This window comes from Lactobacillus helveticus, assembly GCF_046109915.1.
Classification (GTDB): Bacteria; Bacillota; Bacilli; order Lactobacillales; family Lactobacillaceae; genus Lactobacillus; species Lactobacillus helveticus.
Window position 1 is genome coordinate 770,984 of the sequence record NZ_CP151471.1, and the last position, 26,193, is coordinate 797,176.

The following is a 26,193-nucleotide window of genomic DNA, read 5'->3' on the forward strand; positions in this document are numbered from 1 at the left end:
TCCCCCTTAGAGTTAAAGCTTAATTTCTTTTTGATTTGGTAAAAATACCTGCAATCAAAGCCAAAAGACTGAGTGTTAACCCTGCTAGCGTTAGATGAGTTTTATCTTCGCCAGCTTGTGGTAAATCATTTTGATTAGTTTTTGAGTTTTTTACAGAAGTTTCGGTCGCGGTGACACTCACTGCTGGTCTAATTGTCTTAAGATCGGAAGCGCTTTTATTAGATGTTTCCTTTTTAACTTGTTTTACTATTGCAGACTTAGATGGCTCTACTACGTGAGGTGTTACTGGTTCATCTGAAATAGATGGTTTATCACCTGGATCTGAAGGAATTGGATTTTCAGTTTGAGGAGTTTCCACCTCTGGTTGTTCCTCATCCCCAGCAGGAGGAGTTGGCTTTTCTTCACCTGGATTCTCCGGCTTTGGAGTTTCCTCGCCCTTATTTGGAACTTTCGGCTTAGGTTCTTCTTTATCCTTATTTGGATCCTCAGATTTTGGTTTCTCCTCATCCTTCCCTGGATCATCAGACCCCGGCTTATCCTTATTCGGATCTTCAGGCAATGGTGGCGGAACAATAAATTCATTGTCCGGCAATTTCGGAACCTTCGGCTTGCTTGGCTGCAAGTCCCAACGGTGACTTTCGCCGCCCTTTACGTTAACCACTTCAGCTACGATATTTCCATCAACATTAACATTCAAGGTCACAACGGCATTAGGTGCTAAAATGCTCCCCATCATGTAGCCCGAAGAAACATCTAGCTTTTTAAGCTCTTCACCAAAATTCCACAACACTTTATTGCGGCGAGGATGCGATTCACTTGGTGATAAAGTTACGTTATCATGATAAATCAACCTAGTTTGCGTGCTCGCAGTTAGTCCCGCATTACTATTTCTAATATTAACAATAATCGTTGGTGCCTCTTTTTCTTCAGAGATCCCCTTAATAGTAATCGGCTGCGGTGCCATCAGATATTGCGCATCCAAATCAACATAAATATTATTGAACTCATCTTTTTTAGCATTGGAGACATCAATATAGCGATTATTCATATCGTTAAAATTGACCTGCATCCCTTCAGACTGCTTATTTCTAGCAAAACTGTTGCTATTCAACTCCAACTTCTTAAATTCACGATCTATATCAATGTATTTATGTCCCAGATGAATCTCATCTTCTTTACGCAGATCTTTGGCATGCAAATGGTCCAGCCGCTTTCCATTCACAAATACCTGATTGCCTTGCTTTTGCACATTATCGCTATCTTTTCCCACTACTACTGTTTGATCTTGAGCCCTAACAGCATTAGCCCCAATATCTTCTATCTTTTCGATGTAATTGACATCTTTAGTAGCAGTTAAATTGTGACTTTCTCCCCTAGTTCCAAACTCATTGCCAGAATGATAAGTCTTAGTGGCAACATTACCATTAGTATCTGCACTAATATTAGTTTCCTTTGAAAAAATATGGAACATCCCAGCCACGCCTAATACGTTGTGCTTGTTTTGATCTTCTGCAATCTCACCAACCATAGTCAAATTGCCATCTACATCCTTAGACTCTGTCTTATCTTGATAAATACTAAAGTCTTCATGTTCTTTTTCACTACTTGTTTGCGTAGTCGGCACTTTTTAAAAAACTATAGCTTGTACAGGATCATTAAATATGCTCGCTCCCCAAAAAACAGTAGTTCCAGCCATTATCACTTTTAATTGTTTTTTCATATGCTTTAAACTCCCAGTAAAACATATTTTAATTTGGTAGCTGGAAACTGTCAAATCTTTTGTGTAAATAGATCTTTCTCATAGATTGATTTTTTATTCTTTATTTAATCAAAGTAAGATTCTAAGGTGTCCTGAACCTGACCAAAGCCTTTGTGAATTCGGTTGAAGTAGCGGTCATTGTAACTCATTGCTTGGATGCCAATGAAAGTATCAAGCGACTGTTCAGTCGGAAACTCTGCTTTAGGCTTAACCTTGCGCTTAATGACGTTGTTAAAAGATTCAATCATGTTGGTAGAGTAAATTGAAGCTCTGATCTGCTTAGGATAATTATAGAAGACCAGCAGGTCCGGCTCGATGTCTTTCAGGTTTCTTATGACATGATTATAACTCTTGTCCCATTTGGCATAGAAGGCATGCAATACATCAACAGCAGCTGCTTTATTGGCTTGCTGGTGAATCTGCTTGAATTCGTTCATAATTGCCTCGCGATCCTCCACGCGTACTTTAGCGCAGATATTACGCATGACATGAACCAAGCAACGCTGGAAATGAGCTTGAGGATAGGTCTTTGCCAGTGCTGTCTTCATGCCCACAACGCCATCTGAAAGAAAAAGCTCTACTTGCTCTAAGCCGCGAGACTTCATGCTTTGGAGCAGCTCCGTCCAGACTTCAATGTTTTCATTGGGCGCAATGCAGTAGTCGATAACTTCCTTGTGGCCATTAGGTTTGATACCAATGGCAATATAGACAGCTTCACGTTCAAAAGTTTCTCGGCGCAGAGGAACGTAGGTAGCGTCTAGATAAACGCAGAAGAACTTATCGCTAAGCTTACGCTTGTGATAGGCCTCTACCTTGGGGATCATCTGCTTAGAAATATTGGATACTTGAGCGGGGCTGTAATGGCTGCCATACATTTTTTCAATCAAATCAGCTATCTCTCTGGTAGTTACGCCTTTAGAGTAAAGCTTGATGATCATGTTTTCCAACACATCTGCATGCTGCTTGTAGTCAGGCAGCGTGTGCTGATGAAACAGGCCGTTGCGGTCTCGTGGCACCTGGATTTCAATTTTGCCAAACTGCGTATCCACCTTGCGAAAGTAGGTACCGTTCCTAGAATTGCCGGTATTCCAGCCGTCTCTTGCATAAGGATTATAACCTAAAAAGGCGGTTAATTCAGCTTCTAACAAGTCATTAACTGCTTGTTGTAATTCTTTACGCAATAAATCATTAATTTTGTCTTGATTGAATAGAGCTTGAGCAATATTTTTGGTAAAATCATTCATGAAGGAGTTCTTCTTTCTGTATGTGTTTTTTGTTCAAACCAATCATACGAGAAAGGAACTCCTTTTTCTAATGTTTTAAGAAATTAATTTAAGGAATCATTCATCCTTACACAAACTATTTTACAGTCTCGGTAGCTGTATTAACTATAAGTAATACTATACAAATAAAATATTAAACTATATTTTTTATAAATCAATCTAATTAGGCGCCACGCATAGATTTGAACGTTAATATACCCTGAATTTTTATTTAAGTCAATATTAATAATTACTTATAAAATGCTGATTTTACATTTTTAATTATTACTTAATTTACATTTTCAAGCTAGAACTACGGTTAAAATTAAAAATACGTATCTCAATTATTTAAATTAAAATTTTTAACTTTAGCTAATAAATGCATCATATTTTAGACATTTATAAATTTAATCCAAATTTTGGCAAAAAACAAAAAAGCATGCGCAATGCACATGCTTTTAAGGCAAATCTACTTTTTAGTCTTTAACTTCTTTAATAGCATCAATAATTGTACCATCACGGTATTCAACTAAAGCTACAGTACGGTCAGTATATTCAAGTGGCTTTGGTACACCAACTTGTTTTTCAGCCATCTTTTGCAAGTCATGAATGTCCAAAATATTAAGTCCTGGTACATTCTTAAATGCATCAATCAAGTCCTTGCGGGCTGGGTTAATTGCAATGCCTCGTTCAGTAACCAAGACATCGATTGATGACCCTGGTGTAACGATAGTTTCAACGCTAGGTACAACAGTAGCATTTCTACCACGAACAAGTGGAGCAGTAATAATAGTCATCTTGGCACCTGCGGCAGCATCTTGGTGACCACCAACAGCACCACGAATGACACCATCAGAACCAGTCATAACATTAACATTGAAGTCAGTATCAATTTGCAATGCGGACAAGATAGAAACATCAAGGTTGTTTACTACTGCACCCTTGTTATGTGGATCCGCATACCATGAAGCGTCGATTTCTTGTTGGTTCTTGTTGTTAGCCATAGATTGAGCAGCACCCTTATCAAAGTCCTGAACATCCATCACTTTTCTGACAAGACCTTCTTCAAGCAAATCAGTAGTAGGCTTAGTAATACCGCCCAAAGCAAATGAAGCAGTAATGCCATCCTTAATCATGCTTTGACGAAGATAGCGAGTAACGGCTAATGCGGCACCACCTGAACCAGTCTGGAAGCTAAAGCCTTGCTTGTAGTATGGTGAGTTAACAATAACTTGGTTAACCATTCGAGCAATCTTAAGTTCCTTCGGGTCCTTAGTGAAACGAGTAGCACCTGAACCGATCTTGTCAGAGTCACCTACTTTATCAACCTTGACTACGTAGTCAACTTGATCTTGCTTGATTGAAGCAGGGGTGTTTGGATAGTCAACAATGTTATCAGTTAAAAGAACAACCTTGTTAGCGTATTGAGCATCCATTAAAGCATAGCCTAATGAACCAAATACAGCATCCCCATCTTGACCATTAGCGTTACCTGCAGGATCTGATACAGGTACACCTAAGAAGGCAACATCAATCTTGATTTCTCCTTCTTCGATTGAACGAGCACGATTACCGTGTGAACGGAAAATTACAGGCTTCTTCAAGCCGCCGTGAGAAACGAAGTCACCAAGTGAGCCACGCATCCCTGAAGAAGTAATGTTAGTAATAACACCCTTTTTGATAGCTTCAATTACCTTATCATTCATGACACCAGTCAATGAACTTGGAGCCAAAGTCAAATCCTTGTAGCCCATAGCAATGATCTTGTCCATGACCATATTAAAGATGTAGTCACCATTTCTAAAGTGGTGGTGGAATGAAATAGTCATGCCATCTTTCAAGTTATTCTTGATTACCTCATCAAGAGAAGCAACGACCTTATTTTGGCCAATAGTTACGCGAACTGTTGGAGCTACACGCTTTACTTCTGGATGACCAATTTCAGTAGTTTCAAATGGCTTTAAACCCATTTTATTCATTAAATCGTCTGGTAATTCGCGTTTTACTTTATTCTCCAATGTAGTTACCTTCTTCATCAATCAAGTTAGAAGCTTTAGCAGTTTCAAGTACACGGGTTGCCTTTTCTACAACTGGCTTATCAACCATCTTGCCGTTAAGTGAGATAACGCCGCTGCCCTTAGCCTTGGCTTCACGAATAGCATTTTCAACATTTTTAGCTTGTTCAATTTCTTCTTTAGTTGGATTGAAGACCTTGTTAACCATAGCAATTTGACGTGGGTTAACCAAACTCTTACCATCGTAGCCTAATTCGTGAATGTAATTAGTTTCACGGTAGAAGCCTTCAGTATCCTTCATGTTAGAAAATACGGTATCAAAGGCATAAACATCAGCTGCACGAGCTGCTTGTAAAACCATGTTGCGTGCAAATTCAAGTTCGCGGCCATCTGGATAACGGTGGGTGTGCATATCAGCGGTGTAGTCTTCACCAGATACGGCAAGTCCCATCATAAGTGGCGTAGCTGTGGCAATTTCTGGAGCATTCAAAACGCCCTTGGCACTTTCAATGGCAGCCATAACACCGATTGAGCCCTTTTCAATGCCATATTCATCTTCCCAGTGTTCAATGTCCTTAACCAATTTTTGAATCATTGCTGCAGATTCGGTCTTTGGCAAACGAATGACATCAACACCAGCCTTGACCATGGCACGAACATCTTCATCATAAAATGGCGTATCCTGACCATTTACTCTGACTACGATTTCAATGCCGCCAAAATCAACAGTCTTAATTGCTTCATAAACCAGCATTCTAGCTGCATCTTTTTCAGTCAAAGATACTGAGTCTTCTAAGTCAAGCATAATTGAGTCGGCACCATAGATACCTGCATCTTTAATCATGGCAGGATTGTTGCCGGGAACGAACATCATGGTTCTACGTAAACGATTTTTAACGTAAGTCATTTAAAGCACCTCCAAGTCAGGCTTATCTTGTGTTTCAGTTGCACGTTGAGCAACTGCTAAAGTACGAGCCTTAATTACACAATCAAGTGCACCCTTGTCAGTTGCCTTAACCTTGGCATTTTCCAAACCGTACTTCTTTAAGGTTTCGGTGATCACTTTTTCAATTTGATCACCATATGCTTTCTTAACTTCAGATTCCAAATCGATTTCAATGCCGTTAGAACCTTTAGAGATCATGATTTGAATATCAGAACTTTCAAGAGTTCCTGCTACGGCAGTAGTTTTAATTTCCATCAATATTCATTCCTTTCTCAATTCTCGATTGCAATTCACTCATATTTTGCTTGATAAACTCATAGGTAGATTCTGGCACAAACTTATTTATCTTGGTCAAATCTCCATCCTTGATCCATTGTCTTACCTGAGTAGCAGTCACAATTTGCCCTGCCTTCTCTAGGCGCTTAACAGTAATCACTTCAATATCAGGACCAAGCTCATGAGCCAAACTAACATTATAAAAGTTCGTCGTACGTGAAATAGGTTCTTGACCGATATAACGACGGGCAATGTTCAAAGCAGGTGCAATCTCATTCTTGAACACTGCTGCATCGACTGAGGTTTGGACGTCAATCAATTCATCAGGTGATTTTAAGAAGTAAGCTGGGAAAGTTGCTGGAGAAACCATGTAATCGCCACCTGAAACAACTTTTATATTAGCAAATTGCTTGGTTCCTTCCTTAACCAGCTTCATTCTTTCGTTAAAATTAAACAAAGAAACATCATTAGCCACTACGAAGACATAGACTAAATCATTTTCTTCACTTGCCATCTTAACCAAGTGCTGATGCCCCAAGGTAAAAGGATTGGCATTCATTACGATCGCTGCGATCTTCTTATCTGCTTGATCCTCTACCTTTGGCAAGTCACTCAAGAAATCATTTATATCTGGCATCCCGTTCTCTAAAAAGGCTGCCTCATCTGTCTTAGCCAGCAAATTAAAATGCAAGTGTTCAAAACTAGTCGCATACTTAGCCTTAGTAAAAACGAATGAATGGTAAATCTTCTGTCCAGCTAAATACTGCATCAAGTTAGTAACGACCTTGTTAAAGCGTGCGCCTTGCGTATCTTCATTAATCACGCCCACATACTTCAACACATTACCGGCAACGCTGCCTGTACCAACTAGATTGCAATCCTCATCCACCAAACCAATCGTATGGTCGATCTGATCAACTTCTCTTGCACTAAAATTATGCAAATCTAAAGATGAAAGCAAATTCTCCCATTTTTGACGAGTTGCGGCATCACTTAAAAACAAATCAACTACTTTATCCATTGATATGCCACCTTACTATTATCAAAGAGCAAGTAATCTTTTTCACAAAGAACAGTTTACTCCTGCCATTTTAATATTTCAAATTTGTGCTTAGTTTTTCAAATTTTGCAAAAAATTGCTAATAACCTTGTGCACTTTAGCTGGCTGTTCTGCTTGAGGCAAGTGTCCACATTCCGGAATAATCGCGGTTTCGACCTTTTCATTCAGGAATTTAATTGCCTTAGTAAAATCAGGATTGAAGAATGGTGATTTTTCACCAGCAATTACCAGCATCGGCACAGGACTATCCATAATCATATCGCGCCAATCTTGTTCGGCATGCTCTACTAAGCAGTTGTAGTTTTCCTCAGGATTATATGGAAAGGCTTGGTATTCATTTTTGGCATCTTGGAACATTTTTTCATCAATATGATGGTAAAAAGCCTTGCCAAAATCGAACTTTAACATTTCTGGATAGTTGTCCCAGGTTAAATCCTTAAAACCATATTGCCAGGTCTTATCGGCAATCATCTTAGGTGACTGATCCAAATCGACCATAGCTTTAAGACGGCCCTTGCCATAGATAGATAAGTAAGCCCAAATGTTGGCAGCTCCCATGGAATTGCCGATGGCAACTACGTCATGCAAATCCAGCTCTTCCATCAATTCTTCTAAGTCGACGGCATGACGGCTGATTCGTTGACCGCGATAAGTACGCTCGGATTGTCCTTGATTGCGCGGATCAAGCATGACAAAGCGATAACGATCATTAAAAAGTGTAATTAAGTCTTGCCACATTTGACTAGAACCGCCAATACCGGGGATGCCCAACAAAACGGGACGATTTTTTTCTCCTGTATCGCTGTAATGCAGCATGACATCATCATTTGTTTTAAATTTCATTTTGATCCTTATTTGTCTTCTTAGTTTTAACCTTATTATCACATAAAAAAGCAATCTGGTTTCCCAGATTGCTTTTTCTACCAAACACCAATAATTTTCATCCAAAGTGAACCTACAATACCAAAAATCAGCATGTAGAGAATTCCCAAGATGAAATTCATCTTCCACCATTCTTTTTGCTTAACATAACCCGTCGTAGCCAAAATTGAAGCAGGACCATTAGCATAGTGAGTAGTTGAAGCATTAATTACACCAGTAAAGGCTAAAAGCATAGCTGAAAGGCCAAGTGGAGCACCCATTGCAGTAGCCACAGTTAAAAATGGCAAATAAAGAGCTGTCATATGAGCTGTACCACTAGCAAAGAAGTAGTGCGTGTAGAACATTAATAAAATTAATACTACAAGAACAAATCCCCAGCTAATGCCGTGAACTTCGCTTTGAATAAATTTAGCAAACCAATCAATGAAGCCGTAAGAAATCAACTTGCCAGCCATGAAGATCAAAATTGAAAGCCAAATCAAAATATTCCAAGCACCAGTTTCATGCAAAGCATCTTCCATGCTTAACACACCAGTGATTAACAAAAGCGTTACTGCTAAAAATGCAACAAAGGCTGAGTCAAGTTGTGGAATCTTGAAGAATCCTGAAAGAACCCAAAGTAAAATTGCTAAAGAAAAGACACTCGCCATAATCTTTTCTGGTTCAGACATTGGTCCCATTTCTTTTAATTTGTCGTCAGCCCAATCTTTAGCATTAGGAGTTTCCTTAATCTCAGGTGGATACATCTTGTAAATGACAATTGGGATAATTAATGTAGCCACAATGACTGGAACTAAACCTGCCCAGAACCAGCTAATCCAACTCATTTGATAGCCTTTTTGTGCAGCCATCTGTTGAGCAACCAAGTTAGGAGCAGCACCAGTAATAAACAATGCTGTTGACAAAATATTTGCATGAAAGGCAGTGAAGTCTAAATATGCACCGATCTTTTTTCTTGAAGGATCGTGGGGATTAGACTTGTAACTCTTAGAAATTGATTCAACTACAGGCCAAGTTACCCCACCAGTACGAGCACTGTTAGATGGAATAAGTGCACCCATGATTAATTCCAAGCCAGTAACAGCATAACCAATACCGATTGATCGCTTACCGAACTTCTTAATCATTAAATAAGCTACACGGTTACCTAAACCAGTCTTGCTAATACCATGAGCCATGATAAAGGCCATAGCGATTAACCAAGCAGCAGAGTTCCCAAAAGAACTCAAAATACCAGTTTGCACTACAACGCCCTTGGAGTTAACTACATCTTTAACTGGAGCTAAACCAACTAAAACAGTTACTACCATTCCAAGCAATGTTGTACCGCCAATTGGCAGCGGCTTTGTGATACATCCCACAATCGTTGCAACAAATATTGCAAACATTTCCCAGGCTTGAAGTGATAAACCGCTTGGTCGCCATGGTGTGATTAACCACAGCACTATACCTACTACTAAAGGCCAAATAAAGCCTTTATAATTTACCTTCTCTAAATTTCTCATTTCTCTCCCCTGATGAGTATCAATAAAAGAATCAATTCAAAAATGAATTTTTTCACATAGTATTATATACCTTTCAGGAGGAATTTAAACTATTTTAAAAATAAAGTTATTTTTTATGTTTTTTAAAATAAAAAGAACAAGTACATTTCTGCACTTATTCTCGAAAAATAGCAAAATTAAAAACCGCTTCAATAGCTTTTGGAAGAAGTTTAGCGGTTTTTAATTAATCCTAAACAGTACCACCGTTTTTTAACGGTTTTGCACTAAAGAGGTGCGGCAGTCGTAATGCCGACCTCTTTTTTCATTTTCATTATATCACATTAGCCAATATTATCCCAAGGCTTCAAGTCTACTGCTGGACCTTCAGCAAGTTCAACTTGTTCCTTAGTCAAAAATTCTTTTTTAACGACAACATCGTAAACGTAGTCTTCAAACCATGTTTGGCTCATCTCGTAAAAGCCCTTGTGACCAAACTTGTCGCCCCAAGAATTTTCGACCTTCCACTTGCGGATATGGCCGTGATCTTCATCAACACCCACTAAAGTCATATCGTGAGTCGCAAAGCCTTCACCGGTATTCAAACGATCGGCCTTGCTCATCTTAGTGTCAACGCCAAACAATTCATCGGTCTTGTAAAGTTCGGTATCTAAGTAACCAGTCTTTCTTTCCATTTGCTTCAAGACGTCGTTACCAAAGATTACGGCATCCCCCGCCTTAAGTTGTGCCACAGCAGCGTTAGCCAAGTATTCGATTGGCACATTCAAAAACTTAATTTGGTCGCCACCTTCAACGTTGTCGTAAAGTGGCATGTGGTAAAGCTTGTTAAATGCGTGGTTGGGGCAGTTGGACAAAACAACATAGTCATCAAACTTAAAGTCCTTGAAGTACTTTTGTACGAAGGCTTGTGGAGTCAAATCCTTCTCCAAATGATACTTCTTGTCATCATCACGATATTCCAAGTCAAACTTCTTTGGTGGTTCACCCAAAGCTACAGCAACCATGCGATAAACTTCACCCAAGCACTTTTTCTTGGCAGCTTCAAGTTCATCTTGCTTGCCTTCATTAACCAACTTACGTAAAAGCAAAGCATCTTTTCTTTCCTTACGTGCAAGTGAATCAATTAAAGCAGTCGTGTTGTTAGAGTTGAAACTTTCAGGCATTGCATATGATGGCACTACACCATACTTCTTAACCAAGTTAATGGCCATGCTCCAAAGGCCGCCATCTTGACCAGCGAATTCAAGCCAAGATTGAACTTCACGATCGTTGATTGGCTTATCAGCCAACTTGATCATTGCGTTATAAAAAGCGTTAGCTCTTTCAATCTTGTCCCAGAAGAAATTATAAGCTTGAGAGAATGTGAAGTCCTTCACCTTATTCTTCTTACCAAAGTAGTGACGCAAAACGTTCAAAGTAGCGAATTCCCAGCAGCGGCCAGAGTGCTTTTGATCAGTAACGCCGCCAACGTCTAATTCGGTAGAAAAGACGTGATTCAAGCGTTCAGAAACGCGATCATTGAATGATGCTTCGTATAAGCCACTGCGACGTGCAGCACGGGATGCAACTTTATTTTTTTCATTAGAGTTAAAGTCCGCTGAAAAGCCAGCGAGTTCTTGTTCTGAGATAGCTGTCATAGTATACCTTCTTTTCCATATTTTAATCTTTTGTTAATTAATAATACCTGACTAAAGAAAAATAGCAAGCATATTTGCTCACTATTTCATTTAGATAATTTAATTGTTACCTTCAGTAGAGTCTTTCTTGCTCAAACCGATAGTAAAAATTTGAATCATCACTTTATTGTTGCTGAAGCGTTGAGTGACACCAGGGATGTCGAAGTTGTTGAAGACAACCTTGTAGCCAGCCTTCTTAATCACTTTAAGCGGAATTTCACTGCTGTAAAGATCATTAATGCTTTCACCTGGCATCCCTCTCAAAACGCCTGAAGAAGTCAATTGCTTACCATTTTGATCAAGATCAATAAAGTTGATTACTGCTTCTTGAGTTTCAGTTTCAGGATTTTCTGAAGTTTCAGCCATCTTAGGTTCTGGAATAACTGGCTTTTCAACAGGTTGAGGTGTTGGTTCAGTTGCTGGAGCAGCAGGTTGCTTTTCTTTAGGTTCTTCAACTGGCTTAGCTGCAGCAGGTTCTTTTTTTCTTCAGCAATCTTTGCAGGAGCCTCTTCTGCTGGCTTTTCAAGAGCCTTAACTGCTTCAGTATCAGTTGCCTTATTCTTGCCAACCTTAATTACCAAAATGTCGTCCTTCTTGATCGGCTTATAGGTTACCTTGGTATCCTTGCCTGGATCTTCTGGCGTAATAGTTACTAAGTCGCAGTTGTAGCCCTTAACCTTAGGCAAAAGAATGCCGCTTTCTACTTGGGTAGCATCGGTTGCACTGGTCTTGTAAATTGGTTGCTTAACATCCTTAAGTTCCTTGTTATCAGGATCTACCGGAATAATGCGGCCGTTTGGTGCATAGTTAACGGTCTTTTCGATTGAATCAACACCCTTAATGCCATTAATCATCTTCTTGTCGGCATGGTATCCAGGCACGACAGGAACAACCACATCGCTAAATGATTCTTGATCTGATTGCCAAGGAGTGGTGTACTTGCCAGCTTCGATGATCTTTCCGGTGATTGGACTAGCGGTAACGGTACGCTTAAAGTCAATGGTTTGAACATTGTCCTTAGGTGTTAATTCACCTGCACCATCATATTTAACGACAAAATTGATTTGACGAGAATATGCACTTGGATCAACCAATTCATTAGGATGATCGGCATCAACGCGAATAATTGGCATTTTGAAAACTGGAACAGTGGCGGCAGTATTGCCATATTTTTGATAATAATCAGTTGATGGATCGTTAATGTAGAAATGGTTCTGCGAACCTTCCATTCTGAACATACTACCAGCTTGATTTGCATTCTTACGTTGCAAGTTGATGTATTCAGGGTTGTTAAACTCGATAGTGTCGTTACCACCAGTACCCCACATAGTGATCATACCTGCACGTGGAGCATTAGTTACCCAACTCTTTTGCCAAGTTGCTACGTCCTTAGCACTATCTTGTAAGTCTAAAGTACCGCCATTAACTTCGACTCTAAAGGTCTTACCATTATTGGCCATACCACCACCAAAACTGATCATTGGTGCAGAAGCTTCAGAACTTGTACGCTTAATGGTTAAGTTAGCGCCCTTGCCAATACGAGCTTCGGCATTGTTATCACCATCTGCGTAACCAAGCATGATAGGACCCCAGTGATCGCCGGCGTGACCTAAGTGAGTATCTTGCTTACTATTAATGGTTACATTTGCGCCATCTTGTACGTCAAGGTGTCCGGCTTCAATTGCAGTTGAACCACCAGTACCAGTATTAATGGTTAAGCTACCATGCTTCTTAACGCGGACTACACCACCAGTAGCTTCATCAATAGACTTACCTTGAGCACCAGCACCTTGGTAGCGAATGCCCAACATATCATGGTTCCTGTTAGGATCGTAAGTATTATCTGATTGTTTACCATAGTGCCCATCTGTGTTAACAGTTAAATTAGCACCTTCATCAATGACAGCATTACCATGAGATTTATAAGCACCGATTATGATGGCAGCATTACCATCACTACCAGCAGTAGTTCTAAGTGTATAATTTTTTGCGGTAAGTTGAATAATTAATTAAAAAAGCTCAAATCCTTTGAAATTGGACTTGAGCTCAAACAAAAAGACCAGTAGTCTGATGTTAACGAAAAAAACACATTAGAAGCTGGTCTTTTATGGAATCTATTATAGCTGATATCGTAAAAATTATTAAGTCTGAAAATAATGTTATTGCCCGTGAAAAGGCATTAATGTGCTATTTCTTTGATCTGATTAGAGAATTGATGACAGCAGCACTAGAAGAAGTTGATGCTGGTCTAGTTGAAGAGACTAAAAAGCAAGGCTATCAGATCGAGAAGAAAAATAAGCGTTCAGTTGTGACTGCCTTTGGTGAAATCAGCTATTGGCGCAGAAGATATGCTTGTCCTGGCAAAAAGGCTAAATATCCACTGGATAAGCTGATGGGCTATGACAAATACAAGCGTTACAGTGTTTTGGCAGTGAAGGATATTTTGCAGGTTAGCGCCGTGGCAACTTACCGCAATACTGCTTTAGCTGTTAATACTCTCTCCTGTTTCAATATTAGCCATAGTCAAGTTGGCAAGCTGATTGTGCAAGCAGACAAACAGATTAAAGCACAGCAGCAGTCTGAGGAAAGATACGATGGTATTGCTCAAAAGAAAAAGGTGCCAGTGCTTTATCTTGAAGGCGATGGCGTTGTGATTAAAGGCACCAAGAAGCGACTGGAATTTCATCGCTATCAAGTCTGCGAGGATATTATTAATTTAAGCAAGACGCGCAGAAAGAGAGTACAGGCCAAAGAGTTTGTTTCTTTAAGCCGCTTGGATGCTTTGCAAGAAATTAAAGCTTATTTAGCCAATACCTATGACTTAAGCGATACTTTAATCATCAGTAATGCCGATGGCGGTGCTGGCTATGCCAAGAAAGACTTTGATGAAATAGTTGGCTATTGCCGGCAGCACGAACACTTCTTGGATGTCTTTCACTTGAACAAAAAGATTAAAGATCGTCTAAGCTTCATGCCGGCCATGCAAGGCAAATTGATCAGTGCAGTTGAGTTTAAATATGACCGTCACTTGACTGACGTGATTTTAGACACGATTGAAAGCAATCTGATTGATGAGCTGAATACGCCAGAAAATCATGAGAATTTAAGGCGCCTGCGCAGCTATCTTCATCGTCGCTGGGTGGATATTAAGCCATTCAAAATGCGTCATTTGTCCGTAATTAAGGCAATTGGCTGCTGTGAAAGCAATCACCGTAAATATACTTATCGCGTCAAAGGGCAAGGAAAATACTGGTCAGAAGATGGTGCCGAAGGAATTCTGCGTGTACTGACTTGCATTAAAAACAAAGAGCTGGAATACTGGCTTAGCAGTGAGTTTGCAGGTGGACAGCTCGATATTGGTGATCAGGAAGAATTGAAAGGTGCAGTTCGTGCCAGCCTAAGAAAGACGCATGAAGCTCATCTGGGCATTCATCACGGCGCCATTGAAAGCTTAACAGCAGGACATAGCTATTTAAACGATTTTAGCAGAAAAATAAATCAAATAAATATTTAAGAAATTAAGGTCAGACTAATGGCTAATAGCCTACCGCAAAAATATTGACACTTACGCAGTAGTTTTAGCATCTGGCAAAGCATTAACGATTGTGTTACCATCTAAAACTTCGACACTATTAGCATAAATTGCTGCACCACCGTTTTCAGGACTTGAGTTGAGGACGTTAGCACCTGAAAATTGAACATTAGCAGCATCAGAATTAAAGACTCGTTTAGTATCAGTCGTAGTAGTAACATTATGATATTCAACGTAATCTTGTCCAGCATTTGTAACACCTACAAGTGCAAAGTAAAGTGGACCATAAACAGTTTCAGTTTGAAGCGTAAGATCACTTAATTTGATGTGCCAACCTTGACCATTGCTTTGGTTATCATCGGTAAAGGCAATGTAACGATCACCAAATTTTGATTCAGTAATGGTGCCGTCTGCCTTCTTACTACCTTGGATTGTAACTGTACGAGCTATGCCTTTATTGTTAAGTCTCTCCCAATTACCACCCTGTAAATTAAGAAGACCATGCTTTAAATTAGCATTACTAAAGTCAATATCGTTATCTAAGACAATGGTACTTGCATTGGCATTACGCAACGCACTTAAGAATGAACTGTAGTCATGAGCGTGTTCAGTTTGACCATTAGAAATATCAGCTTGCTCACTAATCATAGTAGCAAGTTTGGCTTGATCTGCGGCAGACAAAGTCTTTTGATCAGCAAGGAGCTTATCTGCAACAGCTTTACGTTCAGCCTCACTCATGTTAGGAAGTTTAGTCTCTAACTCCTTAGTTTCCTTAGTAAAATCAGCTAAAGAAAGAGTCTTCGGAGTATCTGACAACTTAACCGTCTTAGTCTCTTTTGTCTTGCCTGTTTGATCAGTCTTAGTATTATTCTTCTTGTTTTGAATTGATTCAGACTGAGCCTGATTTTGAGACGTTACAGGCTTTTGCGTAGCTTTCTTTTCTTCTTGCTTAGGAGCAGCTACCTGCTCTGACGTTTTATTTACAGAATTAGCATTTTGATCGACTGATTTATTTGCTTCAACATTATTCACATTCCCTGTTGAGCTTGTTTCTTCAGTCTTTTTAATTGGTTTAATAGTTGCAGCTACTTTCTTGACGTCAGGATTTTCTTCCAAACTTTCTACACTGCCGTCATTCTTGGTAACTTCCGTAGTATCCTTAGTACCACTTTCTGATTGTGCAACTTTGGCATCATCTGGTTTAACCGCAGGATTATTATCCACAGCTTGAACCTGTTGATCACCTATAGAGTTCATAAAGAAGAACCCGATTAAACCAGAAGCAGCCCCTACCAAAAATTTACGAATAGAGAACCGCTCTTTCTTCGGCTCCATTTTACGAAGACGTTAATTAAAATTATTCTTTGATAACATACTTAAACTCCCCGTCAAACTAATACGAGATGAATAATTCGATATTCAAATCCTTATACTTTACAGCCCACATTTCAGTTATTTTTTCTTTATTTACAAGACGTTTGCTGTTGCTCTATCTACAGTTAAGTACCTTAGCTAATAGAAATATAAGGCTTTGTGTACAAAATTTGAGGATAATTTCAATAGCGTTCTATGTTATTTTATTAGTTTAAAAATTTATTACCAAATTATATTTTTAAGCATATATTATCAGTGATCTCCCTAGTCCAAGTAAGGATATATTCAAAGCCTGAGTGATTTTAACAAATTAATTTATCCTTCACCTTTGCCAAGATTAAAAAAATGGCGTTGTTTTTGTTTCATTCCCCCTGAAAATTATTTCTTTTTTCAAAATTCTTTTTCAAAAACATAAAAAAGCAGCTATCGTTTGATAAATTAACGATAACTGCTTCTTTTTTTAAATATTTAGATTAAAGTTCAATTCCGCCTAAAACTTCTTGCATCTTGTCAGCTGAATTGATCATCTTAGCCTTTTCAGCATCTGAAAGCTTGGTTTCGATTACTTGTTCAATACCTTCACCGTTGATAACAGTTGGAGTACCTAAGTACAAGTCGTGCTTAATACCGTATTCGCCGTTGATTGGAGCTGATAATGGCAAGCAGATTGAACGATTGTCCAAAACTGCGCTAACGATTTGGGTAAGCATCATGGCAACGCCGTAGAATGTAGCACCCTTGTTAGCAATGATCTTTCCACCCTTCTTGCGGACGTCAGTTTCAATTTCACTTAAAACATCGTCGTTGATCTCTGCGTAGTCACGAAGTGGCTTGCCATCAACAGTTGATTCATCGAAGTTTTCAAATGAAGTATCACCGTGTTCACCAAGAACCATTGAGTTAACCTTAGCAACTGGAACGTTAAGCTTCTTAGCAAGTTCAACGCGAAGACGCATTGAGTCAAGTGAAGTACCAGTACCGATTACGCGGTTCTTTGGGAAACCTGACAATTTTTGAGTTAAGGTAGTCAAGATGTCAACTGGGTTTGCGGATACTACGAAGACACCCTTGAAGCCTGATTCAACAATTGGTTGAACGATACTCTTCAAAATCTTGACGTTCTTAGCAACCAAGTCAAGTCTAGTTTCGCCAGGCTTTCTGGGACCACCTGCAGTAATTACACAAACGTCGGCATCCTTGGCATCGCTGTAGTCAGCTGGATGAATGTCAGTTTGACCCATGAATGGAGTGATATCTTCCAAGTCCATTGCGTCACCAACAAGACGATCCTTAGCTACATCGAAGATAGCTAATTCATCAACCTTAGCATTTTGCAATAAGTCATTTGCAAAAGTTGAACCAACAGCACCATCACCAACAAGAAATACTTTTCTACTCATAAGTTATATTTAGTCCTTTCAAAAATGTATATTTTTAATCTACAAATCCATTATACACTAAGCGCTTACATTAGACGCCCTTTATTCTGTAATTATTATTGCTAACAAAAAACAGTAAGTCAATTACTTTAACCGTAATCATACTTACTTTTTTGCTTATTTTTAATTATTACGACGCTTCTTCACACCTACTAAACCAATCATGCTAATAGCAATTGCGCTAGCACCTAAAATAGCTACTAAATCGTTTTGCTTTTCACTGGTTTGTGGAAGTGAGTAGTAATGAACTTGACCATTTTTATAAACATAGCCAATCACTTGACCCTTAGCATCCAAAACTTGGCCTTTGGCATTGATCGATTGTCCATCTGGTAAAGCTTCACTGTTAGGAGCGATGTTAGAAGATGAACCGGCAGTAGATGATTGACCATGAGGGCCGATGTTTGATGCGTAGCCGGAAGCGGCAGCAGTTGGACGTGCAGCTGCAGCATAAGCAGCACTAGCACTGGCACCGCTGGCACTGGCTGCGGCACGACGACTAGATCTGCTCTTTCCAGATTTATGATGACGTAGTGCTTCTACGTCACCTGAGTCATCATCGTAACCTTCATCATCTAGGTCACTGTTAGGTCACTGTCATCTGAACTAGTGTCAGATTGACTAGCAGCTGTAGCAGTCTTGGTATCTGTACCAGTTGCGGCTGTTGTTGAGCTAGTTGTTGATGAAGTTGAACCAGTAGTAGATTCAGTACCTGAAGCAGATCCACCAGCTACGGTACCAGTAGTGCCGCCGCTGATATTGCCTTGGCCTGAGTTGCCAGAGCTTTGGTTACCAATTGTACCACCACCTGGGTTGTCACCTGGTTGTTGACCTGTACCTTGACTGCCGGTGCCACCTTCATTGTGATTACCGCCTTGTTGGCCGGTACCTGGCTTAGTTGCACCATCTTTAGTGTAAGTTACCTTTACAGTAATATCTTGTGCAGGTTCACCATTTATCAAAGCTGGCAATTTGCTGGACGTAATCTCATTATCAGTAATATTAATTGACTGTCCATTCTTGGTTGCAGAAACAGTATAACCATCAATTGGATCTACCTTGATTGCTGCAAAATTGCTATCAGCCTTTTTATCTCCGTCAACATCACTGCGACTCTTCCATTCGCTGGCACCTACAATATTTTTATTCTTAGGCATTACAAAAAGCGAACGGGTTAAAACAGCGGTCTGCTTCTTAGGCTTAGGTATCTTGTCGCCAGCACCTGTGAAGTTAACGATGAATGAAATTTCTTTAGAGTATTCTTTTTTATCAACGCCATCCAAGGGATGCTTTTCATTAACCAAAGCATAATTATGCTTCATGGTAATGACAAAGACAGGCACTTGCTCGCTGTCACCGAAGAATTGAACATTGCCGTCACCATTGAAGCTATTGTCAACTAAGTCAAAACCTTGCTCACCTAATGCTGCAATCTTAGCTTCGGCATCATAGCTTATTGGCATATTGGCCTTGCCCTTAACTTCGTCAGTGGCAATAACCTTGTTGTCATCCAAAATATCAACGTATTCGATCTTCACCGTTTGATCAGCTACCGGCTTCTTATTCAATTCGTACTTAACCGTATAAGTCTCATTAGGATGAAAAACATTAATCGCCTTACCACCAACAACAGCTTGATCAGCCACAAAGCCTGGCACAATTGGTGTGGCGATCAACTTAAAGTTGCTAAACTTGTCTTGCCAATGACTATCCTTAATGATTTCGCCATTAACTCGATCGACCACTAATCTCTTATGAACATCCATTTCAAGCTTGCTATCGATCGGTGTTCTGGTCGAGGCACCTTCATAATGAACAGTTTGGGTAACCTTCATTGCCAATTGATCGCTGCTATAGCCATAAGCAGGATAATCTGCATCAGCAACCGTGGTGCCATGGTGAAAACCAATGTAATAAATATGACCATCATCATCGTAAGTCGGTTTCACACCATTAATGTCTAAGTCGTTGCTTGCAAGTTCATATCCTTCATTCGTGAATTCTTCGATCTTATCGCTTGGATCATAATCGATTGGGGCATTTTGCTTTCCTTTACCCTCAACCTTATCTAGCTTGGCTTCACCGTTGTCCAAATCAATGAACTCAATCTCTGCTCTAATTGACTTATTAAACATATCCGTAAATTTGCTCATACTTCTTTACCTACTCACCATCATAAAAAACAGCCAGTAAACTACTGACTGCTTAATTTTTATCTATATATTCAAATTTTAGTCAGTACCGATAATTAATACACTTTTATCATACCATTAATTTGCCTTAACATGGGGCCTATAAAATAACATTATTTTAAGAACTGCTATATACTTTAACCGTATATGTAATTAGTGTATAGGCAAATAATATTATAACATCAAGTTTTCTAATCTTTAAGCTTTCTTATCTTTTTTATCTTACTAAAAAAAACAATGCTCCTGACAAGCATTGTTTTTTCAATCATTAACTACGCGTGGTGCTAGTTAAATCGTTTTAGTTAATAAAAAAGTCCAATCGGACTAGACTCAAGTTGTAGTATTCAATAGAAAAGAGTCTGATCTGATTGAACTGCCTTAAGCTTAAGCGTTTTAGCCACCATTTACAAGTTAGTTTTAAAGATTTAGTGATAATTTGTCGGCACTGGTATCGTTTATCTGCTCCGGCTGAATTTAGTCAACGGCGAAACATCAACCGGGTAAAAGCTACGGACAGTCTGATTTTGGCTTTACTTATCTGGCAAGCTAAGACAGGAATTGAATCACAAAGAAGATTCTGTGAATGTTTCAATTGTTTATCACACTCACGTTTTAATCGACGTTCACGTCAGCTATTGCAATTGATTTATCAGATACGGCAAGAAATGAATAAAAAGGTTGACCTGAATGGACAGTTCTTGATCATTGACAGCTTTCCGGTACCTGTTTGCCAACCAATTCGCAACTATCGTGCTAAAATTTTTCGCGGTTATGCCAACATTGGTTATAAGGCCACCAAGAAAATTTACTTTTATGGTTTCAAAGTTCATGCCATTGTTAGCGATGACGGTTACATTCTTGATTATGTAGTAACAAAAGCATCAGTTCATGATGCCAGGGAGACAGTTGAACTGATGGAAAATACCCATCCATCTAATTACTATCTTCTTGGCGACGAAGGCTATTTAGGCAAAGAACTGCATCAACAGCTAAAACAAATGGGTTATGACCTTTGGACACCATATCGTAAAAATATGACAGGAGCTAAAAAGCACAATGATCATCAATTGATGGCTATTCGCAGAACAATTGAAAGCGACTTTTCGCTTCTGACCTATTACAATGCCGAGAACAATCGAGCACGTAGTCTGATAGGCTTTCAAAGCCGGTTAGAAATTGCAATTTTAGCTTATAATTTGGCTTATTGTCTAGAACGATTTAACTAGCACCACGCGTATTAACTATTTAATTGTTCTAGCATACTTGGTCATTTGAATACCAGCTTGACGACCAAAGATGACCGTTTCAGCAATTGAGTTACCACCAATACGGTTGTTGCCGTGAAGTCCACCTGAAGCTTCACCTGCAGCATAGAGTCCTTTAATTACATTACCATTAGTATCCAAAACTTCGGTATCAGTATCAATGTGAACACCGCCCATAGTGTAATGAATAGCTGGGTGAATGTGAATTGCGAAGTATGGTCCACGGTCAAGTGGGCGATCCATACCAGTAGTTCTACCGAATGCCTTATCCTTGTGAGTTTCAACTGCCTTGTTCCAATTTGAAACTGTTTCGTTCAAGTTATAGGGATCAACGCCAATCTTTTCTGCCAATTGATCTAATGAATCACCATGTACAACCAAGCCAATTTGATCATAAAATTCAACTGCAGCAAAGTGTGCTCGTACACCGGAATCGAAGATCAAGTAAGCACCATCTTCATGCAAATCTGTAATGGCATTTGAAACGATCTTTCGAGTACTCAATTCGTTAACAAAACGTTCGCCGGCCTTGTTAACCAAAATCGCACCTTCACCACGTAATCCTTCACCGATCAAGTAAACGTGAGGGTTGTCAGTATCAGCTGTTGGGTGAACTTGAATAAAGTTCATTTGCATCAATTGTGCACCAACATTTTCGGCTAACTTCAAGCCGTCACCGGTTGCACCTGGTTGATTGGTTGTCTTGTAATCAACTAAGTCTGGACGATACTTCTTAATGATGTCCTTTGAAGCACCGAAACCACCAGTAGCCAAAAGTACAGCCTTAGCCTTAATAGTCTTAACGCCATCTTCAGTTTCAACTTCGACACCGTTAACGCGACCATTTTTATCTTGCAAAAGCTTGCTTACCTTAGCGCTAGTGAAGATGTCAACACCAGCCTTTTTTACTTGCGTAGTCAAACGAGAAGTCAAATAAAAGCCAACTGGTTCCATTGAGCCTGGACGGTGAGCTCTCTTCTTGCTCATCCCACCAGTAATGGTCAAATCAGTCAAGTTAACGCCATACTTCATCAGCCAGCTAATTGCAAGTGCTGAGTGGTTAACAAAGTACTTAAGCATTGCACGGTCGTTTAACAAACCGCCACCCTTTAATGTTTCTTCATAAAAATCGCGGTTGTTGTCGATGATTCCTTCTTGAAGTTGAACGAGTGATTCAGAAGCGTTCATCCCACTTGAAGCACGACTGGTATTACCACCAGTTTTTTCATTCTTTTCCAAAATAACTACGTTCAAGCCCAATTCACGCGCTTGAAGTGCGGCGGTTAAACCAGTACCACCAGAACCAACAATAATTGCATCATATTTATTCTTTAATTCTTTATTATTCGGCATATTCCATTCCCTTATTCTTCTGGAGTAGACTTATCTACATTAGTCATCTTCATGTAGTCCATCCATTTATCGTATTGTTCTTCGGTTACCTTGCCACTCTTTAAGGCAGCTTCCTTCAAGGTTGTTCCTTCCTTATCGGCAGTTTGAGCAATCTTAGCAGCTGCGTGATAACCAATGTGTGGTGACAAAGCAGTAACTGTCATGAGTGAATTTTCAAGAAGTTCATCCATTCTGTCTTCATTAACAGTTAAACCATGAATCATTTTATCAGCAAAACCAGTAATTGTACCAGTCAAAATGTCACAAGAATCAAGGAATGAAGCGATAATTACAGTCTTGAAGACGTTCATTTCAAAGTTACCTTGACTGGAAGCAACAGTAATGGTGGTATCGTTACCAAATACTTTAACGGCGGCCATGGTTACAGCTTCTGCTTGAGTTGGGTTAACCTTACCTGGCATGATGCTTGAACCTGGTTCGTTAGCTGGAATGTTTAATTCGTGGTAACCGGCACGCGGACCTGAAGCAAGCATACGAACGTCTTGAGCGATCTTGAACATATCAGCAGCCAAGGTCTTAAGAGCGCCATGAACAACGTCAAGGCCTGAGTGGTGAGCTAAGCCCCAGAACTTGTTGGTCTTAACCTTGAATTCATGACCATAAACTTCTGACAACTTGCCAGCAATCTTTTCAGTCATACCTGGTGCGGCGTTAAGGCCAGTACCTACAGCAGTACCACCGATAGCTAATTCATAAAGAGTTGGCTTCAATTCTTGAATGTATGAAAGATCATGCTTCAATGCGGAAATGTAGCCAGACAATTCTTGACCAAAAGTAAGTGGAGTTGCGTCTTGCAAGTGGGTACGACCAATCTTAACAGTCTTCCAGTACTTCTTTTCCTTAATTACTAATTCATCGATCAAGTGTTGAATAGCTGGTTCAAGCTTGTCCAATGCTTCAACGGCAACGATGTTCATGGTAGTTGGGTAAGTATCATTAGAGGATTGACCACGGTTAACGTCATCGTTTGGCAAGATGTCTAAGCCTGGGTGCAATTTATTAGCCAAGTTAGCAACTACTTCGTTAACGTTCATGTTGCTTTGTGTACCTGAACCGGTTTGCAAAACGTGAAGTGGAAAGTCTTTTCTAAGTTTTTCATCACTTAAAGCTAAAAGGTGATCAATTGCGTCTTCGATTGCTTCACCTTTTTCCTTTGGTTCATCGCCAACTTCAACGTTAGATTCAGCGGCAGCCTTCTTTAAGTGTAAAAAGGCACGAATGATTTGCAATGGCATTAATTCACCACTTGGGAAGTTGTTACGACTTCTTTCAGTTTGTGGTCCCCACAATGCATCCTTAGGAATCTTTACGGGACCGATAGTGTCACTTTCAATACGATATTCTTCTTTGCTCATATTTTTCCTCCTTATTATATAAGTATAAGGTTGTTGTCTTTATTAGTAATCACTTTTTATGATACCTGTAAAGGCTTTCTTTTTCAATTGGTGAAAGGGGTTTTATATAATTGATAAAAAAATAATTATAATAATTGTAACGATTCAAAAAACATACGCCTATATACTTTCATAAGGAGCTTAATTATGGAAAATGAAATTTTAGATATGGATATTTTACGTATGCCTACACCAGAAGAAACAATTGTCGCCAAAATTCTAGATTGGGTAGTTTCAGCTAAACCTGATCAAAACAAGGTAGCGACTATTGTATTTAAGAAAGATACTCCAGCAGAGATTTTCAGATTATATAAGAAAAATTTCAACTTAATACCTTTCCCTTCACATTTTGAATATGTAGTTGAAAAATAGAATTTAAAAAACAAAACGAGATTGATTATCAACATTTTAAAGATAATCAATCTCTTTATTTTTAATTCAAAAATTTATCTATTCTGATGGTTCATTCTCTTAGCAAAGAAGTCACCCACAATTTGCACGATGAAGATCAAGATAATAACCAAAATCGTAGCTACCCAAGTAACATCATTGTTGAAACGGTTGTAACCGTATGAGATAGCGGTATTACCCAAACCACCAGCACCGATGGCACCAGCCATTGCAGTCAAACCGATCAATGAAATGATAGTCACAGTAGAAACTCTAATCAATTCTGAACGCGATTCGCGCAAGTAAACGTCAAAGATAATATCTGAAACAGTAGCACCAATACTTTGTGCTGCTTCTACCTTACCAGCGTCCACACTTTCAAGGGCAACTTGCACCTGACGAGCGTAGAATGGGAAAACACCCAAGGTCAATGGCACCAAGGCAGCCTTCATACCGATTTGCGTACCCACGATCTTTTGGGTAACTGGTGCAACAAATGCGAGCAAGATTACGAATGGAATCGCTCTAAAGATAGATACCAGCTTATCGCAAACGTTGTACCAAAACTTATTTGGACGAATGCCGTCATCTTTAGTAATTACAAGCAATACACCAAAGATAATACCTAAAATACCACCAAAGATTGCAGCCCAGAAGGTCATAAAGAGAGTTTGAAAAATACTGGTACCCCAGCCGGCGTCGCCGCCCCAACCTAGTTGCACTACATTTGGACAAATTTTTTCAAACCAACTAATCATTTAAATTCCCCTTTTCATCCAATCTCGTCAATGTAACGCTTTGTTTCTCCAAGAATTCTCTAGCTTGCTTTTGTTTTTCACTATCACCTTTAACAAGTACAACCAAAGTACCGATTGCCTCGCCATTTAGGAGCTCCACATTACCATAAAGCATTGAAACTTCTACACCAATCTGACGGTAAAGTTCAATAATAATTGACTTAGTCACGTTGGCAATGCTGTAAACCAATTGGTAAACTTCTTCGTTTTCACTAAGCTTGCCTAAGTTCAAAGAATCAAGAGTTTGAATAGCCTCCAAACTACCACCAACGAATCTCTTGGTTATTTCCTTCTTAGGGTGCAAGAAGATCTCACGCAAGTTGCCATTTTCAATCATCTTACCATGCTCCATTACGGCAACCTTGTTACAAATCTTCTTAACCGCATCCATCTCATGCGTAATCAACACGACGGTTAAGCCTAATTCCTTATTCAATCTCTTTAATAAATCCAAAATCTGTTGCGTATTTTGCGGATCGAGGGCACTAGTTGCTTCATCAGAGATCAAGATATCTGGATGGTTGGCCAAAGCGCGAGCGATCGCTACTCTTTGTTGTTGACCACCTGATAATTCAACCGGATAAAAGTTAGCCTTATCCTTCAAGTCAACCAAGTCGAGCAATTCCAAAGAACGCTTTTCAAGTTCTTCATCAGAAAGCTTAGAATGCTTCAATGCAAAAGCCACATTTTCTAACACCGTAGTTTCATTCAAAAGATTAAACCCTTGGAAGATCATGCCGATCTTTCTACGTTCTAATTGCAATTTTTTATTAGAAATGACCTGCTTGCCATCTTTGACAAAATCAACGCCATTTACTTGAATATCACCGGCAGAAGGATGTTGTAATAAGTTGATTGTTCTAACTAAAGTTGATTTTCCGGCACCGGAGAAGCCAACTACACCATAGATATCGCCTTTTTCAACATGTAAAGTGACATCTTGAACAGCCTTGACTACTTTACCTTTCTTCTGCGGAAAATCTACATCGATATGATCTAATTGAATAATGCTCATACTT

22 protein-coding genes and 1 pseudogene are annotated in these 26,193 nt (G+C 39.4%); 3 read left to right on the plus strand and 20 right to left on the minus strand.

The window, feature by feature from the left end; translation table 11 throughout:
- Positions 1-19: 19 nt before the first annotated feature.
- The 11 genes from AADV52_RS03985 to AADV52_RS04035 all read right to left on the minus strand — a co-directional run bounded on the left by AADV52_RS03985 (position 20) and on the right by AADV52_RS04035 (position 13,189).
- Entirely contained in the window at positions 20-1,624 is a 1,605-nt protein-coding gene (locus AADV52_RS03985) for a collagen-binding domain-containing protein (RefSeq protein WP_014918943.1), read from the minus strand.
- A 200-nt stretch (positions 1,625-1,824) separates the two neighbouring features.
- Positions 1,825-3,003 carry an IS256-like element IS1201 family transposase gene (locus AADV52_RS03990; RefSeq protein WP_012211245.1) on the minus strand — a complete coding sequence of 393 codons (1,179 nt, stop codon included), beginning with the start codon at positions 3,001-3,003 and terminating at the stop codon, positions 1,825-1,827.
- Positions 3,004-3,497: 494 nt separating this feature from the next.
- On the minus strand, positions 3,498-5,039 hold the full coding sequence (citF, locus tag AADV52_RS03995; protein ID WP_014918945.1) for a citrate lyase subunit alpha: 1,542 nt from the start codon (positions 5,037-5,039) through the stop codon (positions 3,498-3,500).
- Entirely contained in the window at positions 5,029-5,943 is a 915-nt protein-coding gene (citE, locus tag AADV52_RS04000) for a citrate (pro-3S)-lyase subunit beta (protein WP_014918946.1), read from the minus strand. The genes citF and citE overlap by 11 nt, the downstream gene beginning before the upstream one ends.
- Entirely contained in the window at positions 5,944-6,237 is a 294-nt protein-coding gene (gene citD, locus AADV52_RS04005) for a citrate lyase acyl carrier protein (RefSeq protein ID WP_003628158.1), read from the minus strand.
- Positions 6,227-7,279: a [citrate (pro-3S)-lyase] ligase gene (gene citC, locus AADV52_RS04010; RefSeq protein ID WP_014918947.1), complete on the minus strand. Its 1,053-nt coding sequence runs from the start codon at positions 7,277-7,279 to the stop codon at positions 6,227-6,229. Before citC ends, citD begins: the two co-directional genes overlap by 11 nt.
- 90 nt (positions 7,280-7,369) lie before the next feature.
- Positions 7,370-8,161: an alpha/beta fold hydrolase gene (locus AADV52_RS04015; protein ID WP_014918948.1), complete on the minus strand. Its 792-nt coding sequence runs from the start codon at positions 8,159-8,161 to the stop codon at positions 7,370-7,372.
- A 77-nt stretch (positions 8,162-8,238) separates the two neighbouring features.
- Positions 8,239-9,705, minus strand: coding sequence for a DASS family sodium-coupled anion symporter (locus tag AADV52_RS04020; RefSeq protein ID WP_014918949.1), 1,467 nt, complete (start codon positions 9,703-9,705; stop codon positions 8,239-8,241).
- 320 nt (positions 9,706-10,025) lie between these two features.
- Positions 10,026-11,339 (minus strand): C1 family peptidase, encoded by a 1,314-nt coding sequence (locus tag AADV52_RS04025; protein ID WP_014918950.1) that lies wholly within the window; start codon positions 11,337-11,339, stop codon positions 10,026-10,028.
- 99 nt (positions 11,340-11,438) lie between these two features.
- Positions 11,439-11,744 carry a mucin-binding protein gene (locus AADV52_RS04030; RefSeq protein ID WP_227028424.1) on the minus strand — a complete coding sequence of 102 codons (306 nt, stop codon included), beginning with the start codon at positions 11,742-11,744 and terminating at the stop codon, positions 11,439-11,441.
- On the minus strand, positions 11,696-13,189 hold the full coding sequence (locus AADV52_RS04035; RefSeq protein WP_227028425.1) for a mucin-binding protein: 1,494 nt from the start codon (positions 13,187-13,189) through the stop codon (positions 11,696-11,698). The genes AADV52_RS04030 and AADV52_RS04035 overlap by 49 nt, the downstream gene beginning before the upstream one ends.
- Before the next feature lie 296 nt (positions 13,190-13,485).
- Here AADV52_RS04035 and AADV52_RS04040 point away from each other — a divergent pair, with 296 nt between their 5' ends.
- Positions 13,486-14,892, plus strand: a complete 1,407-nt coding sequence (locus AADV52_RS04040) for an ISLre2 family transposase (RefSeq protein WP_126096187.1) — start codon at positions 13,486-13,488, stop codon at positions 14,890-14,892.
- Positions 14,893-14,943: 51 nt separating this feature from the next.
- Here the strand turns inward: AADV52_RS04040 and AADV52_RS04045 are convergent, their stop codons facing one another.
- From AADV52_RS04045 to AADV52_RS04065, 5 genes and pseudogenes are all read right to left on the minus strand, one after another.
- A complete protein-coding gene (locus AADV52_RS04045) occupies positions 14,944-16,167 on the minus strand; it encodes a pectate lyase-like adhesive domain-containing protein (RefSeq protein ID WP_041809043.1) in 1,224 nt (407 codons plus the stop codon).
- Between the two features lie 12 nt (positions 16,168-16,179).
- Positions 16,180-16,245: pseudogene (locus tag AADV52_RS04050) on the minus strand (YSIRK-type signal peptide-containing protein); the annotation flags it as partial.
- 512 nt (positions 16,246-16,757) lie between these two features.
- Complete coding sequence (locus tag AADV52_RS04055; protein ID WP_014918953.1) at positions 16,758-17,684, minus strand: L-lactate dehydrogenase; 927 nt, start codon at positions 17,682-17,684, stop codon at positions 16,758-16,760.
- A gap of 162 nt (positions 17,685-17,846) precedes the next feature.
- The gene (locus AADV52_RS04060) at positions 17,847-18,020 is read right to left on the minus strand and encodes an LPXTG cell wall anchor domain-containing protein (RefSeq protein ID WP_014918954.1); all 174 of its coding nucleotides are present in this window, start codon (positions 18,018-18,020) and stop codon (positions 17,847-17,849) included.
- A gap of 278 nt (positions 18,021-18,298) precedes the next feature.
- Entirely contained in the window at positions 18,299-19,876 is a 1,578-nt protein-coding gene (locus tag AADV52_RS04065; RefSeq protein ID WP_014918955.1) for a mucin-binding protein, read from the minus strand.
- 407 nt (positions 19,877-20,283) lie between these two features.
- Here AADV52_RS04065 and AADV52_RS04070 point away from each other — a divergent pair, with 407 nt between their 5' ends.
- The gene (locus AADV52_RS04070; RefSeq protein WP_126096188.1) at positions 20,284-21,141 is read left to right on the plus strand and encodes an IS982 family transposase; all 858 of its coding nucleotides are present in this window, start codon (positions 20,284-20,286) and stop codon (positions 21,139-21,141) included.
- 15 nt (positions 21,142-21,156) lie between these two features.
- Here AADV52_RS04070 and AADV52_RS04075 read toward each other — a convergent pair whose 3' ends face one another.
- Both AADV52_RS04075 and AADV52_RS04080 read right to left on the minus strand, forming a co-directional pair.
- A complete protein-coding gene (locus AADV52_RS04075) occupies positions 21,157-22,533 on the minus strand; it encodes a flavocytochrome c (protein WP_014918958.1) in 1,377 nt (458 codons plus the stop codon).
- 11 nt (positions 22,534-22,544) lie between these two features.
- Positions 22,545-23,948 (minus strand): class II fumarate hydratase, encoded by a 1,404-nt coding sequence (locus AADV52_RS04080; RefSeq protein ID WP_014918959.1) that lies wholly within the window; start codon positions 23,946-23,948, stop codon positions 22,545-22,547.
- A 186-nt stretch (positions 23,949-24,134) separates the two neighbouring features.
- On the opposite strand from AADV52_RS04080, the gene AADV52_RS04085 reads away from it, so the two are divergent.
- Complete coding sequence (locus AADV52_RS04085) at positions 24,135-24,359, plus strand: hypothetical protein (protein ID WP_003626652.1); 225 nt, start codon at positions 24,135-24,137, stop codon at positions 24,357-24,359.
- A gap of 74 nt (positions 24,360-24,433) precedes the next feature.
- Here AADV52_RS04085 and AADV52_RS04090 read toward each other — a convergent pair whose 3' ends face one another.
- Together AADV52_RS04090 and AADV52_RS04095 are read right to left on the minus strand one after the other, a co-directional pair.
- Entirely contained in the window at positions 24,434-25,135 is a 702-nt protein-coding gene (locus AADV52_RS04090; RefSeq protein WP_003626660.1) for a methionine ABC transporter permease, read from the minus strand.
- Positions 25,128-26,189 (minus strand): methionine ABC transporter ATP-binding protein, encoded by a 1,062-nt coding sequence (locus AADV52_RS04095; RefSeq protein ID WP_014918960.1) that lies wholly within the window; start codon positions 26,187-26,189, stop codon positions 25,128-25,130. The genes AADV52_RS04090 and AADV52_RS04095 overlap by 8 nt, the downstream gene beginning before the upstream one ends.
- Between the last annotated feature and the right edge of the window lie 4 nt (positions 26,190-26,193).

What these genes read in the sequence shown, in the direction of transcription:
- AADV52_RS04040 (WP_126096187.1), top strand. Translation starts at nt 13,486, where the DNA reads ATGGAATCTATTATAGCTGATATCGTAAAAATTATTAAGTCTGAAAAT.
- AADV52_RS04090 (WP_003626660.1), bottom strand. Translation starts at nt 25,135, where the DNA reads ATGATTAGTTGGTTTGAAAAAATTTGTCCAAATGTAGTGCAACTAGGT.
- AADV52_RS04055 (WP_014918953.1), bottom strand. Translation starts at nt 17,684, where the DNA reads ATGAGTAGAAAAGTATTTCTTGTTGGTGATGGTGCTGTTGGTTCAACT.
- AADV52_RS04030 (WP_227028424.1), bottom strand. Translation starts at nt 11,744, where the DNA reads ATGGCTGAAACTTCAGAAAATCCTGAAACTGAAACTCAAGAAGCAGTA.
- AADV52_RS04020 (WP_014918949.1), bottom strand. Translation starts at nt 9,705, where the DNA reads ATGAGAAATTTAGAGAAGGTAAATTATAAAGGCTTTATTTGGCCTTTA.
- AADV52_RS04035 (WP_227028425.1), bottom strand. Translation starts at nt 13,189, where the DNA reads ATGTTGGGCATTCGCTACCAAGGTGCTGGTGCTCAAGGTAAGTCTATT.
- AADV52_RS04015 (WP_014918948.1), bottom strand. Translation starts at nt 8,161, where the DNA reads ATGAAATTTAAAACAAATGATGATGTCATGCTGCATTACAGCGATACA.
- AADV52_RS04045 (WP_041809043.1), bottom strand. Translation starts at nt 16,167, where the DNA reads ATGAACTCTATAGGTGATCAACAGGTTCAAGCTGTGGATAATAATCCT.
- citD (WP_003628158.1), bottom strand. Translation starts at nt 6,237, where the DNA reads ATGGAAATTAAAACTACTGCCGTAGCAGGAACTCTTGAAAGTTCTGAT.
- AADV52_RS04075 (WP_014918958.1), bottom strand. Translation starts at nt 22,533, where the DNA reads ATGCCGAATAATAAAGAATTAAAGAATAAATATGATGCAATTATTGTT.
- AADV52_RS03990 (WP_012211245.1), bottom strand. Translation starts at nt 3,003, where the DNA reads ATGAATGATTTTACCAAAAATATTGCTCAAGCTCTATTCAATCAAGAC.
- AADV52_RS04085 (WP_003626652.1), top strand. Translation starts at nt 24,135, where the DNA reads ATGGAAAATGAAATTTTAGATATGGATATTTTACGTATGCCTACACCA.
- citE (WP_014918946.1), bottom strand. Translation starts at nt 5,943, where the DNA reads ATGACTTACGTTAAAAATCGTTTACGTAGAACCATGATGTTCGTTCCC.
- AADV52_RS04080 (WP_014918959.1), bottom strand. Translation starts at nt 23,948, where the DNA reads ATGAGCAAAGAAGAATATCGTATTGAAAGTGACACTATCGGTCCCGTA.
- AADV52_RS04095 (WP_014918960.1), bottom strand. Translation starts at nt 26,189, where the DNA reads ATGAGCATTATTCAATTAGATCATATCGATGTAGATTTTCCGCAGAAG.
- AADV52_RS04065 (WP_014918955.1), bottom strand. Translation starts at nt 19,876, where the DNA reads ATGAGCAAATTTACGGATATGTTTAATAAGTCAATTAGAGCAGAGATT.
- citC (WP_014918947.1), bottom strand. Translation starts at nt 7,279, where the DNA reads ATGGATAAAGTAGTTGATTTGTTTTTAAGTGATGCCGCAACTCGTCAA.
- AADV52_RS04025 (WP_014918950.1), bottom strand. Translation starts at nt 11,339, where the DNA reads ATGACAGCTATCTCAGAACAAGAACTCGCTGGCTTTTCAGCGGACTTT.